Origin of the sequence: Tenacibaculum sp. SZ-18, assembly GCF_002813915.1 — a bacterium.
GTDB lineage: Bacteria > Bacteroidota > Bacteroidia > Flavobacteriales > Flavobacteriaceae > Polaribacter.
In genome coordinates, this window is sequence record NZ_CP019335.1 from 3047788 (window position 1) to 3061071 (window position 13284).

11 protein-coding genes are annotated in these 13284 nt (G+C 31.2%); 5 read left to right on the top strand and 6 right to left on the bottom strand.

Annotated elements, in window-relative coordinates:
- Nucleotides 1-52 precede the first annotated feature (52 nt).
- From BTO06_RS13720 to BTO06_RS13730, 3 genes are all read left to right on the top strand, one after another.
- Nucleotides 53-1846, top strand: a complete 1794-nt coding sequence (locus tag BTO06_RS13720; protein WP_100925854.1) for an ATP-binding protein — start codon at nucleotides 53-55, stop codon at nucleotides 1844-1846.
- A 159-nt stretch (nucleotides 1847-2005) separates the two neighbouring features.
- Nucleotides 2006-2752 (top strand): LytR/AlgR family response regulator transcription factor, encoded by a 747-nt coding sequence (locus tag BTO06_RS13725; protein ID WP_100925855.1) that lies wholly within the window; start codon nucleotides 2006-2008, stop codon nucleotides 2750-2752.
- Between the two features lie 502 nt (nucleotides 2753-3254).
- Entirely contained in the window at nucleotides 3255-4124 is an 870-nt protein-coding gene (locus BTO06_RS13730) for a DUF1842 domain-containing protein (RefSeq protein ID WP_100925856.1), read from the top strand.
- Nucleotides 4125-4236: 112 nt separating this feature from the next.
- On the opposite strand, the gene ade is transcribed toward BTO06_RS13730, so the two are convergent.
- The 3 genes from ade to BTO06_RS13745 form a co-directional block, all read right to left on the bottom strand.
- Entirely contained in the window at nucleotides 4237-5859 is a 1623-nt protein-coding gene (gene ade, locus BTO06_RS13735) for an adenine deaminase (RefSeq protein ID WP_100925857.1), read from the bottom strand.
- A 71-nt stretch (nucleotides 5860-5930) separates the two neighbouring features.
- Nucleotides 5931-7544 carry a phosphoenolpyruvate carboxykinase (ATP) gene (gene pckA / locus BTO06_RS13740; protein WP_100925858.1) on the bottom strand — a complete coding sequence of 538 codons (1614 nt, stop codon included), beginning with the start codon at nucleotides 7542-7544 and terminating at the stop codon, nucleotides 5931-5933.
- 88 nt (nucleotides 7545-7632) lie between these two features.
- Nucleotides 7633-8013: a DUF423 domain-containing protein gene (locus BTO06_RS13745; protein ID WP_100925859.1), complete on the bottom strand. Its 381-nt coding sequence runs from the start codon at nucleotides 8011-8013 to the stop codon at nucleotides 7633-7635.
- 80 nt (nucleotides 8014-8093) lie between these two features.
- On the opposite strand from BTO06_RS13745, the gene BTO06_RS13750 reads away from it, so the two are divergent.
- Nucleotides 8094-9464, top strand: coding sequence for a saccharopine dehydrogenase family protein (locus tag BTO06_RS13750; protein WP_100925860.1), 1371 nt, complete (start codon nucleotides 8094-8096; stop codon nucleotides 9462-9464).
- 534 nt (nucleotides 9465-9998) lie between these two features.
- Complete coding sequence (locus BTO06_RS13755; protein WP_100925861.1) at nucleotides 9999-11174, top strand: aspartyl protease family protein; 1176 nt, start codon at nucleotides 9999-10001, stop codon at nucleotides 11172-11174.
- A 4-nt stretch (nucleotides 11175-11178) separates the two neighbouring features.
- Here the strand turns inward: BTO06_RS13755 and BTO06_RS13760 are convergent, their stop codons facing one another.
- From BTO06_RS13760 to BTO06_RS13770, 3 genes are all read right to left on the bottom strand, one after another.
- A complete protein-coding gene (locus tag BTO06_RS13760; RefSeq protein WP_100925862.1) occupies nucleotides 11179-11898 on the bottom strand; it encodes a tRNA1(Val) (adenine(37)-N6)-methyltransferase in 720 nt (239 codons plus the stop codon).
- Between the two features lie 143 nt (nucleotides 11899-12041).
- Nucleotides 12042-12695 carry a tRNA (5-methylaminomethyl-2-thiouridine)(34)-methyltransferase MnmD gene (gene mnmD, locus BTO06_RS13765; protein ID WP_100925863.1) on the bottom strand — a complete coding sequence of 218 codons (654 nt, stop codon included), beginning with the start codon at nucleotides 12693-12695 and terminating at the stop codon, nucleotides 12042-12044.
- 1 nt (nucleotide 12696) lies between these two features.
- On the bottom strand, nucleotides 12697-13203 hold the full coding sequence (locus BTO06_RS13770; protein ID WP_100925864.1) for a DUF4920 domain-containing protein: 507 nt from the start codon (nucleotides 13201-13203) through the stop codon (nucleotides 12697-12699).
- Nucleotides 13204-13284 lie beyond the last annotated feature (81 nt).

A 13284-nucleotide genomic window follows, 5' to 3' on the forward strand; every position in this document is an offset into this window, starting at 1 on the left:
AACTTTTAAGTAAAAAACATTTTTTTAAATTTGGTTTTAGATATATCAATTTATGCTTCATCTAAAACCATTTTTAATTTTCATCTTTTTATTTAGCTCTATTACTTTATTCACACAAGTGAATAACGACAAAATCCTGTCTCGCTTTCTCTCAGATACAATAATCATAAAAGAGCTACCAAAAACACCTAGTGGTAGTTTTATTGAAAAATCTACACATTATTTTTTTAAAAAAAATTGGGACTCCACTCTCGTTTACACATCTAAACAACTGAATACTAAACACAACGATAAAAACACTAATGATTATTGCCACTTCTTCCGAGGTTTTTCTTTTTTTAAGAAAAATTTACCTTCCGAAGGAAAAAAAGAATTTGAATTAATTTCCCCTCAATTTGAATATTCTGAAAATGTTAAGTTTAACTTAGCTATAATTTTATTTAACCAAAAAGAATACAATCAAACTATTCAATATTTAAGTGGTTTAAGTACTAATACAAAGCTAAATAAAAACCTAAATATTTCCAGCAGCTCCCCTTCATATATAATAGGTCTATGTCATGTGCTTTTAAAGAAATTTAACTTAGCTGAACCATTTTTAAAAAAAGGATTAGAGGAAAAAATTCATGAAAGAGACACATTAGAACTTGTTACATATTACGGAAATATTGCTTCTTTGTATTACGAACAATATATAGATAGTACTGCAATTAAATATTTCAAAAGAGCCTATTCACTTGCACAAAAACTGAACCTAAACACAAAAGATATTTCTAACGAAATGAAACGTTTAGTGTTTGATAAAAAATATTTTGCTGCGAAAAATATGGCCGTAGTAGAAGAAAACAGAAAAGATTTTAAAAACGCTCTATTATATAGAAAAGAAATGGAAATTTGGATCGACTCTTTAAACAATCAAAATAGGATTTATGAAGTTGCTCAAAAAGAAAAAGAATTCGCGGTTGCAGCGAAACAAAAAGAAGTCGATTTTTTACAGGTTCAAAATAAATTAAAAGAAACACAACGCAGAATCTTTTTATTCTCAGCGATTGGTTTACTGCTCTTTTTAGGAGTTGGTGCATATTTCTTCAGAGAAAAAGTAAAAACCAATAAAATTATTGCTGCTCAAAAAGAAACTTTAGATGAATTAAACACGACTAAAGACAAGTTATTCTCCATTGTAAGTCATGATTTACGTTCTTCTGTAAACGCCTTAAAATCGAGTAACAAAGTTTTACTTGATAATTTGGCTTCCAAAAACCTAGAAGCATTAGAAAATTTACTTCATAAAAATAGTACCATTGTAAACGGAGCCTACGGTTTACTAGACAACCTTCTGAACTGGGCTTTGATGCAAACCGAACAACAATATTTTAGTATTGAAAAACAACGTTTATTTATTATCACAGAACACGTTGCTTATAATTATAAACCTCTATTATTAGAGAAAGAGCTAAACTTTGAAAATACAGTTTCTAAAAAAGAGTTTGTTCAGGCTGATCAAGAATCTTTAAAAATTGTACTTAGAAACCTTATTGATAATGCGATTAAGTTTTCTCAACCCAACGGATTCATCAAAATTTATAGTTCAAATACTATTGAAGGTTTTACTAATTTAATTGTAGAAGATTCAGGATTAGGAATGAGCGATGCTACTCGATTAAAATTGTTAGATGATTCTGTTTTACTGAATAAAAAAGAACACGAAGACATTATTGGAACTGGTTTAGGGATTCAATTAGTAAAATCAATGATTAAAAAGAACAACGGAAAATTCGATATTGAAAGCGAAGTAGGAAAAGGAACAAAAATGATTGTATCTTTACCTAAAGCCAATATTAGTTAACTGCAATAAATAGTCATTGCGACTCCGTCCCAACGTATTGGATAAGGGAGAAGCAGTCTTATTAAAATTATAGACTACAAAAAAACTACATGTAATTTCGTTTTTCCGCAGTGATAAATGGCTATTTGATAGTTTTTTAATGAGCAAAAACATTCTTATATGGATAATGTTAATATTTTGATTATTGAAGATACACCTCAAGAAAGTGACAAGCTAATTGAGGTATTAAAAGAAAACAATTATACCATTTCTGGAGTTGCCAGAACTTTTAAAGAGGCTCTCGATTTATACTACAAAGTGAAAGTAGATATTGTAATTATTGATATTTTTCTAAATAGCGTTCCTGATGGAATTACATTCGCAGAAACTATTAATACTGTTCCTGATGCTTCTAAACCTTTTGTGTTTTTAACAAGTTCTACTGACCGTAAAATATTTGAACGCGCTAAACTTACGCAACCTTTTAGCTTTTTAATGAAACCTTTTAATGAGTTGGAAGTTTTATACGCTATTGAAATGGCTGTTGAAAAGTTCTACGATCAAAATGATGTGTTTATCACAGATGAAGAAGATACTGTTATTAGTAGTGATTACTTGTTCATCAAGAAAGGAAAATCACTGAAAAAAGTATTATTGACGGATATTATTTATATAGAAGTTGAAGAGAAATACTGTAATATAATTACTGCCAATGAAAAGTTTGTGATTTTAATATCGCTTACTAAGATTTTAAAACTATTAGACGAAAACTCTTTCTGTAGAACACATAGAAACTATATTGCCAATATTGATAAGATTACTGAAATAGTACCTACAGATAACCTCATACTTTTACAAGGTAATCATCATATTACATTAAGCGAACGTTATAAAGATTTAATTAAAAAAGTCCGTACACTTAAGTAAAATCTAAATGTAATTTGTATAAATGACGTAATTTCCAATTTTACAAAATAGATTACTTCGTTATACTTCCTCGTAATGAAAACACAAAACCTCATTACGAATAAAATAACGTGAAATGAAGTAATCTCAAGTAAGAATCTACATTTAACTTAAAATACAAAGATCACTTTGCATCTCGCAATGACTAGTGAAGTTTTCATTCTTCTTTTTCCTTTTTTCATGGAAAAGAAATCCATTCTTATTCCATTTTCAACACTTAACACACTTATTAACAATAACTTTAAGATATAAATAAAAGCTAGTCATTTATTTCAATAATGTAAAAATTGAATTTACGAAGTAAAAACCCAGCCGTGTTTCGGTATATAAATAAAGTTACTTCTAATCAATAAAGACTAATCAAAATTAATCTAACCATAGTGAAGCAGAACTCACTGTAAAAAAACGAGGCGGATTCCGAAAAGCCTTACGAGTAGGAGAAAATTAACTAAACTATAAAATTATGGTCGCAGAAGATACAGCGTTAGAAACAATATATTACAAAGGAACAATGGGGTTTGCTCCTAACCCTTTAGCAACAGTTGTTAATTTTTCATTATTACTTAACTATGAAGATAATAGCGTTAGTGGAACAGTAAAAATTAACGTAGGAACAGACAAAAAATCATATACTGGTAAGGTGAGCGGAAAAGTATACTCAACTGGTTTAAATGGTTTTTTAAGAGTACTTAGTTTACAAGGAAATATTCCTTCAGACGATAAGTTAACTCCATTAGAGTTTCCCTTTGAAGCGAATATGGCCTTAAAAGCTGATTGGAGTGGTGAAGGTGGTTTTTCTTTCCAAGGACAACATGAAGAGAACGTTCCTGTAAAAGGATCAATTTTTAACGAAAAAGCAACAATTGTGAAAAATAATATTTTTCAATTGTCAGCTTTAAGTCAAAACGACTCAGGAGCTACAGATGGATCAAATTTATATTGTAAAATTACTAAAATAAATAATGGTTTTTTACGTGCAGGATCCTCTCCTGTAAATGAATATGTGCACTTACCTATTCCTCCTGGAGCTTCTACAAAAGCTCCAAAAACACCAACTTGGTTCTTAGAAACTGAAAAAGGTAAAGATGCAAGTTTTGAAATTACCATTTCTTGTCCAGATAACCCAGAATATCCAGTAAAATCAATCACTATCAAAGAATCTGATGTCATTGGATGGGCTGCTGAACATTTCGAGAAAAGAGTTAATCAAATTTATCAAAAAGGTGACAATGGAATCATTGGTTTTGCTCAAAAAGGTCCTGAAGGTTATATTTATACAATAACAGCAGGAATTTTAAATCCAAGATTACACGGTAACTTAGCTACTATTTAATAGATTGAAATGAACTTCGGATAATCTAACTGTAATTTGAATCTATTCAAAACAGCACATTGTACTTTGAATAAATATAATGTGCTGTTTTTTATTTATAAATACTTCTTGTTTATTTGACCTCTACAGAAGTAAATTTAAATGAATTTCCATCAAATAGTCCTTTATCCGATAACTTCAATGCTGGAATAACCAATAATGCCATAAAAGATAAAGTCATGTAAGGAGCTCTTAATTTACTTCCCATTCCTTTTGCCATTTCATCCAGTTCGGCATAAGCTTTTCCAATAATTTCTGCCGGTTGATCACTCATAATTCCCGCCACTGGTAATGCAACCACCTTTTCTTCTAAATCATTTACGGCACAAATACCACCCTTATTCTCAATTAATAAATTAACAGCCTTACAAATTGCTTCATCAGAAACTCCAACAGCAATAATATTATGTGAATCATGACCTACAGAACTAGCAATTGCTCCTTCCTTCAAGCCAAAATTTTTGATAAATGCGATTGCAGGTTCGGCATTTTTATAACGATTTACAACCGTCATTTTTAAAACATCATTATCAACATCTGAAACTAAATTTCCATCTTTAATTAATGAATTAGTTTCTACTTCATTAGTAACCAATTCGCCATCTAATGCTTCAATAACTCGAATCTTTTCTGATGCAGAATGAAATTCAAAATCAGCATTTTTCTTTACATCCGTATTGAAATTATTTACTACTTCAAATTCAACAGATTTCACGAATGTTTCACCATTATCTGCAACTAACTCTCCATTAATGTATGTTTGTAAAACTTTGAATTTTTTCAAATCTTCTACAACAATAAAATCAGCATCACTACCTTCATTTAATAATCCAACATCTAAATTGTAATGTCTTACTGGGTTTATACAAGCTGCTTTTAAAACTTTAAATGTATCGATTCCTTTAGCTACTGCTCTTTCGCAAAGTTGATTTAAATGCCCTTCCAATAGATCATCCGGATGTTTGTCATCAGAACAAAACATTATATTATCAAAATATTCAGGAAGTAGATCAATTAACGAATCGAAATTTTTAGCAGCACTGCCTTCACGAATAATTACTTTCATTCCTTTCTGAAGTTTCTCTAGAGCTTCTTCGTAAGTAAAACATTCATGATCCGTGTAAATTCCAGCAGAAATGTATTTATCTAAATCTTCTCCTCTCAAACCCGGTGCATGTCCATCAACTGGTTTATTGTAATGCTTCGCCCAAGCTATTTTCTTTAGCACTTCTTCATCCTGATAAATAACTCCAGGATAATTCATCATTTCAGCTAAATACTTAATATCAGGATTCTCCAACAACTTTTTAATATCATCAGAATTTATGATTGCTCCAGCACTTTCAAAATAAGTAGCAGGCACACATGAAGGAGCTCCAAAATTAAATTTTAATGGAACTTTCTTCCCATTAGTAATCATAAAATTAACTCCTTCTACACCTAAAACATTTGCTATTTCATGCGGATCAGAAACTGTAGCTATTGTTCCATGGGTAACGGCTATTTTAGCAAATTCCGAAGGAACTAACATCGAACTTTCAATATGAATATGAGCATCTACAAAGCCAGGTAAAATATATGTTTCATTAGTATGATTACTTTCTCTAATTGATTTTATCTTTCCGTTTTCAACTTCAACTTCTCCTTTAAAAATCTTTCGATTTATAATATCAACTATCTTCCCTTGTATTGTCATATATAAGTTCTTTTATGCTAAAATAATCAGTTTTCAAAAAAAAAGCATCCTAAAAGGATGCTTTCAAATTATTATTTTTTAATGATCGGTGGACCACCTGCTAATATCTCTTCATTTGCATATTCTTCAAACTTCTTAAAGTTAGCTCTAAAAGAATCTGCTAATTTATGAGCTGTTTCATAATACCCTTCATCATTATTCCAAGCTTGACGCTGACTTAACAATTCAGATGGAATTCCAGGACATTTCCTTGGTTGTGCTAATCCAAATACTGAGTGTATGTGATAATTTTCGTGCGTAATCTCTTCTGGTAAACCTCCAGTAAGAGCTGCATTAATCATTGCACGAGTATATTTTAATTTCATTCTGTTTCCCACTCCATAAGGACCAGCGAACCATCCTGTATTAACCAACCAAACATTAACACCTGTTTCTTTCATTTTCTCGCTTAACATTTCTGCATAACGAGTTGGGTGTAATGGCATAAAAGGTGCTCCAAAACAAGCAGAGAAACTTGGTAATGGCTCAGTAACTCCAGCTTCTGTTCCTGCAACCTTAGCTGTATATCCAGATATAAAGTGATAAGCGGCCTGACCTGGAGTTAATTTTGAAATCGGAGGTAACACACCGAATGCATCCGCAGTTAAGAAGAAAATATTTTTTGGATTCTTTCCAATAGATGGAACTCTAATATTTTCAATATGGTGAATTGGATAACTCACACGAGTGTTTTGTGTAATAGTTGTATCAGCGAAATCAACATTTCCTTTCTCATCCATTACAACATTCTCTAGGATTGCTCCTTTTTTAATTGCTCCGTAAATCTCAGGTTCTTTCTCTTTAGATAGATCAATAACCTTAGCGTAACATCCTCCCTCAAAGTTGAAAACTGTGTTCTCAGAAGTCCATCCATGCTCATCATCTCCAATTAAACTTCTGTTTGGATCGGTTGATAATGTGGTTTTTCCAGTTCCTGATAATCCGAAGAAAATTGCTGTATCTCCATCTTTACCAACATTTGCAGAACAGTGCATTGGTAAAGTGTTCTTGTATACTGGTAAGATAAAGTTTAATGCTGAGAAAATTCCTTTTTTGATCTCTCCTGTGTATCCAGTTCCACCAATTAAGGCAACTTTTCTTGAAAAGTTTAAGATTGCAAAGTTATGTTGACGAGTTCCGTCAACCTCAGCATTTGCCATAAATCCAGGTGCATTAATTACAGTCCATTCTGGAGAAAAATCTTTTAATTCTTCAGCTGTTGGACGTAAAAACATATTATATGCAAACATGTTACTCCATGGATATTCGTTTACAACTCGAATATTTAACTTATAATCTTCATCAGCACATGCATAACTATCTCTAACGAAAACCTTTTTATCAGAAAGATATGCAGTTACTTTATCATATAATTTATCAAACTTGTCAGAATCGAATGGGATGTTAATATCTCCCCACCAAATCTCATCTTTAGTGATTTCGTCTTTAACTATGAATCTATCCATAGGAGACCTTCCTGTAAACTCACCTGTATTCACTGCAATGGCACCAAACGCAGATTCTTTACCTTGTCCTTTTTCAATAGTTAAACCGTGTAACTCCTCTGAAGTTAACTGATAACGAACCGTAGAACTCTTAATACCTAATGATTCTAACGAAATCGTTTTCGTTTCAAGATTTGTCATCTAATATCTTTTTAGTTGTGTTTTATTTTCGACAAAAATAAATCTTTTTGTTTAAACTGCTTATTATTACCAATGATTTATTAAGAATTTATTTTTTCATCGATTTTTTGAGGAATTCATAAAATAATAGAATCCAACCTATTATTAAGATAAGTCCTCCCAGTGGAGTTACAAACCAAATACTGCTAACTGGCACTCCCAACAAATAAATTAAATAAATAGATCCAGAAAAAAGAGCGACCCCTGAAATGAAAATAAGGGTCAATTTATTCTTTAAGTTTAAGGAAATATGATCTGTAAAATTAACAAGTAGGAGAACAATTACATGATACATTTGATATCTCACCGCAGTTTCAAAACTTTTTAATGCCTCCGGAGTTAAGCTTTCTTTTAGTGCATGAGCTCCGAAAGCTCCTAAAATAATTGTTACAACTCCTAAAAACGTAGTTATTGTTAAATTTTTATACATTATTTTTATATTTGTTAAATATTAAACTTTTAGCAAATTGTTTTTGCTTTACAAAACAAACAAATTTACTACATAAATAGATGAGAAATATACTGATTATTGGAGCAGGAAGATCAAGCTCTTCCTTAATAAAATATTTACTTGACAAATCCTCAAACGAGAATTTACATATTACTATTGGTGATCTTTCTGTAAAAAATGCAGAACAAAAGATTAACAATCATTCAAATGCTTCTGCAATTCAATTAGATGTTTTTAATGAACAAGAACGTAAAAAAGCAATTCAACAATCGGACATCGTAATTTCAATGTTACCTGCTCATTTACATATTGAAGTCGCTAAGAATTGTATAGAGTTTGAAAAACATATGGTTACCGCTTCGTATATATCTAAAGAAATGCAAGCGCTTAACGATGAAGCAAAATCAAAAGGATTGATTTTTATGAACGAAATTGGTCTTGATCCAGGAATCGACCACATGAGTGCTATGGATATTATTGATAGAATTCGTGAAAATGGTGGAGAAATGTTATTATTCGAATCGTTCTGTGGTGGATTAGTTGCTCCTGAAAGCGACACTAATTTATGGAACTATAAGTTCACTTGGAATCCAAGAAATGTAGTTTTAGCCGGACAAGGTGGTGCTTCTAAATTTATTCAAGAAGGATCTTATAAATACATTCCGTATCACAAATTATTCAGAAGAACCGAATTTTTAACTATTAACGGCAATGGACAATTCGAAGCTTATGCTAACAGAGATTCTATAAAGTATAGAAGTATTTATGGTTTAGAAGCTATTCCAACGATGTATCGAGGTACCGTGAGAAAAGTAGGTTTTTCAAGAGCTTGGAATGTATTCGTTCAATTAGGAATGACTGATGACAGTTACACAATCGAAGGATCAGAACATATGAGTTATCGTGATTTTACAAATTCTTTCTTAGCTTATTCACCTTCAGATTCAGTAGAATTAAAATTTAGATCCTATTTAAAAATTGATCAAGATGATATTATGTGGGCAAAGTTTCTTGAATTAGATATTTTTAATGGACAAAAAAGAGTTGAATTAAAGAATGCGACTCCTGCACAAATTCTTCAGAAAATTTTGATGGATTCTTGGACTTTACAGGAGGATGATAAAGATATGATTGTAATGCATCATAAATTTGGATATAAAGACCAGACGGGAAAACACCAAATTGAAAGTAGTATGATTATTAAAGGAGATGATCAGACCTTTACGGCAATGGCAAAAACAGTAGGATTACCAGTCGCAATGGCTACTTTAAAAATACTTAATGGAGAAATAACAACTCCAGGTGTTCAACTTCCAATTAACAAAGAAGTTTATAAACCTATTTTAAAGGAATTAGAAGACTACGGAATTAATTTTGTTGAAAAAGATGTTCCTTATTTAGGATATAATCCGGAAGGAGTTATCGGATAGATTATTTATTTGAATAAAAAAATGGGTTGCTGTTGTTTCCCTCAGAACATTATGGCAACCCATTCGATCAAACTTTTTGGAAGCATATCTTACTTTAATTTATTATGCCCTTACCCATAGAAATCTCAGTATTGAGGATTGGCTTCACGGGTATAAAACAACTACAGTGTAAAACACCCTACTTTTTTTTTAAAAAAAGTAACAAATTGTAAGTTTTCATGTCTTTAAGCAAAATTAAAGACATGAAAATATATTGAAACAAAAGGAAAACTAGATATACATGAAAAATCATTATGTAAATGATGGTATGATCAATTCAAAATACAGAACTCGACCTGTTGAAAAAGTATTAACAGAATTATCTAAACACATATTACCAAACTTTAATTAGTGGCTGACAACTGATTCTATTGAACTTCAACACAAGAGCAACCAATTAAGATTAACGTTCGTTAACACTGAATAACGAAAAATAACAATATTACTGATCGTTTTCCCAGTTTTGTTTTATGTTAACTCAAACAATAACAAAAAATGAAAAACATTTTAAAGGTGTTAATTTTATGTATCTCATTTTATCATCTTAGTGCACAAATTGCGAAAATTCCTTTTGAATTAGTTGATGATCTTATGTATGTTAAGGTAAAAATCAATGACAATTCTAAAGAAAATGTGTTTGTTTTTGATACTGGAGCAACTGCCGATTTACTTGATTCTTCGATTGCGAAAAAACTTGGATTAAAACCAAATTATAAACAGAAAACAACTGGAGCAGGTGGAACCAAATCATACGACGTTATTTTATCTCAAAAGCTTAGTTTAAACAACAGTATTACTGTAGATAACACCCATTTAGTATTAAGCGATTTATCAAGAATTATCAGAAGATCAGGTAAGAATTTTGATGGAATTATTGGTTATAGTTTACTAAAAAACCATGTAACTCAAATAGACTATGATAACCATGAAATTTTAGTTTACAATAAAATTGATGATTTAAGCACTGATGGTTATAAACCAATTTCTTTTAAATTCGGAAATGGTATTCCAATTCCTCAATTTGATATTGACATTACCTTAAGAAATTCAGAATCTTTTACCGGTAAAGTATTCTTTGATAGTGGAGCTGGTTTAACAATGTTAATGAATAGTCCTTTCGCTGCATCTAATGAAATTGGTAATAAAGTTAAAAAAAGACTTATTTCAAAATCAGAAAATTTACACGGCGAATCTACTTCAGAAAAAATTGCAATTAAAAGTATGAACATAGGTGGATATCAATTATCTGAAATGCCAATTAATATTGCGCACGATAAAAATGGAGTAAGTAGTTATGAAAATTATTTGGGGATTTTAGGAGGAGCTGTAATCAGCAAATTCAATGTTATTCTAGATTATAATACTTCTACTCTTTATTTAAAACCAAACAAAAATTACACGAAACCATTCGACTTTCCAATGAGCGGAATTAGCTTAATCAAAACTGAAGATGATAAAACAATAATTGATCGAGTAGAAAAAACAAGTGACGCTTATAAAAAAGGGATCAGAAAAGGAGATGAATTGCTATCTGTAAATAATGATTCCTCTGGAAACATTCAAAATTACAGAGCTTACCTTAAACAAAAAAATGGAACCGTAGACTTAATTTACAGTAGTATCAAAGGACAACCAAAAACATCGACCATTAAACTTGAAAGGTTGCTTTAAAAAATTACATCTTCAAATAAAAATCTTTTGTTAATTCAATATAGGCATCAGTATACTGGTGTCTTTCTTTTTCTATAATTAATTCTTCAGATATAAACCCTTTCTTCTCAAAAGAAAACTCCAATAAACTTCTCTTTAATTCAGAATTCTCGTTTCCACGAACCCTACAAATTCTATTTAAAAACAAGTCTAATGACAATGCTAATTCCACAAACTTTTCTTCTTCTTTATAAGGAATGATTGTCGCAAAAGTTCCTTTCTCATTAAGTAACGCTGAAACACCTTTCAATAAATCTTCAAAACTTAGGGAAGATGTAAATCGAGCTTCATTTCGAGCAGTATCTTTTGTTTCATATTCGTCTGTGTAAAAAGGAGGGTTCGAAATAATTAGCTCATACGTTTCTTCTTCCTCACTCAATTCTAGAGCAAATTCCTGAAACGTTGCATTGTAACAAAACAAACGATCGCCCCAATCTGACTTCTCAAAATTTTCAACTGTTTGTTCGTAAGCATCTCCATTAATTTCAACAGCATCGATAGTCATAGCATCCGATCTTTGAGCAAGCATTAAAGCAATGACTCCTGTTCCTGCTCCTACATCCAAAACACTATCCAAATACTCATCTACGGAACACCACGCTCCTAACAACACGGCATCAGTCCCAATTTTCATTGCTGTTTTATCTTGATGAACAGTAAACTCTTTAAATCTAAAAGGCTCCATTTAAAATAAACGACTAATAAGTTTTTCTGCATTAAAAAATAGAAACAGCACTATTGCTAAAAGTATCACTAAAAACAAACCCTTTTTAGGGTTTGATTTCTTCCTATTTCCAAATCGTTTCATGTAACGAAAATATTTATTGATTAATTTTTGGTTGCTCGAAGCATTTCTCTTTTTCCTGGTGGTCCTGGTAATCTTTCAACAGTAAAACCAACCGATTCCATAGCTCTTCTCACGCTTCCTTTTGCAGCATAAGTCACTAAAACCCCATCTTTCTTTAACGCGGTAAACATTTTCTTAAAGATAGTTTCCGTCCATAATTCAGGTTGAACTCTTGCTCCGAAAGCATCGAAATAAATAAGATTAAAAGTATCAGAATCAGTAATATCTTTGAAAAACTGCTCTCTCTTTTCTAAAGTAAACTTACCATCTATTTGATGGGTGTTTCCCCAAGAAACGTTATGTATTTTTGTAAAAACGCCAGCGTTCTCCTCTGCCTTTAGTTCTGAGACATAATTTAATTTTTCTATTTCTTCATCAGCAACTGGATAAGCCTCTACTCCAACATATTCAATATCTTTCTTAGATTCTAAGTAGGTAATAAAACAATTCAAACCTGTTCCAAAACCGATTTCTAAAATTGAAATTTTCTCATGCTTTATATGTTCTAATCCATGTTTTATAAACACATGATATGCCTCCTGAATAGCACCATGCTTGGAATGATATTGTTCATTCCAAGCAGGGATATGAATGGTTGTTGAGCCATCCGAAGTTATGATAATTTCTCTTTTCAATTTACTTTAATAAAACTCCGTTTGCAACAAAAGCTAATTCTTTCTTTGATTCAGTAATTTTAGCGATTTCATCTTTAGACTTTCCAGCATCCTCTGCGTAGTGTTGTAATTCTTCAACTGAGGTTTCTTTGATAAATGCTTTACCTTCTATAACTACTTCTTTTCCTTTGCTATCTAAAGGCATAAAGAATCCGTAATCTTTGAATCTAACCATTACCTCTTCTGAGTCAGATACAGGAACTTTCATCCAACATCCTTTTTTAGAACATACTTCATTAATTTCTGAAGCAAACTTTACTGCGATAGTATCTCCAGGTTTCATAGAAGAATACTTTGCCAAAGCTTCCTCTTTAGTTAATGCTCCTTCTTTAGAGATTTTATCTCCAAATGAAGCATACGCTAGTTTAACAACTTCTTCCTTTTCAGGTGTTTCAGTAGTCTCTTTTTTTTCAGTTTTACAAGAAAACGTTAGGAACAAACCACAAAATAAGATTATTAAGTTTTTCATTTTAAGACGATTAATTATTTTTACCCTGCAAAGATACAACTTTATGCTACTTTGAAACTTCAATTTTAACGGTTTAACTCA

What these genes read in the sequence shown, in the direction of transcription:
- BTO06_RS13720 (WP_100925854.1), top strand. Translation starts at nt 53, where the DNA reads ATGCTTCATCTAAAACCATTTTTAATTTTCATCTTTTTATTTAGCTCT.
- BTO06_RS13725 (WP_100925855.1), top strand. Translation starts at nt 2,006, where the DNA reads ATGGATAATGTTAATATTTTGATTATTGAAGATACACCTCAAGAAAGT.
- BTO06_RS13730 (WP_100925856.1), top strand. Translation starts at nt 3,255, where the DNA reads ATGGTCGCAGAAGATACAGCGTTAGAAACAATATATTACAAAGGAACA.
- ade (WP_100925857.1), bottom strand. Translation starts at nt 5,859, where the DNA reads ATGACAATACAAGGGAAGATAGTTGATATTATAAATCGAAAGATTTTT.
- pckA (WP_100925858.1), bottom strand. Translation starts at nt 7,544, where the DNA reads ATGACAAATCTTGAAACGAAAACGATTTCGTTAGAATCATTAGGTATT.
- BTO06_RS13745 (WP_100925859.1), bottom strand. Translation starts at nt 8,013, where the DNA reads ATGTATAAAAATTTAACAATAACTACGTTTTTAGGAGTTGTAACAATT.
- BTO06_RS13750 (WP_100925860.1), top strand. Translation starts at nt 8,094, where the DNA reads ATGAGAAATATACTGATTATTGGAGCAGGAAGATCAAGCTCTTCCTTA.
- BTO06_RS13755 (WP_100925861.1), top strand. Translation starts at nt 9,999, where the DNA reads ATGAAAAACATTTTAAAGGTGTTAATTTTATGTATCTCATTTTATCAT.
- BTO06_RS13760 (WP_100925862.1), bottom strand. Translation starts at nt 11,898, where the DNA reads ATGGAGCCTTTTAGATTTAAAGAGTTTACTGTTCATCAAGATAAAACA.
- BTO06_RS13770 (WP_100925864.1), bottom strand. Translation starts at nt 13,203, where the DNA reads ATGAAAAACTTAATAATCTTATTTTGTGGTTTGTTCCTAACGTTTTCT.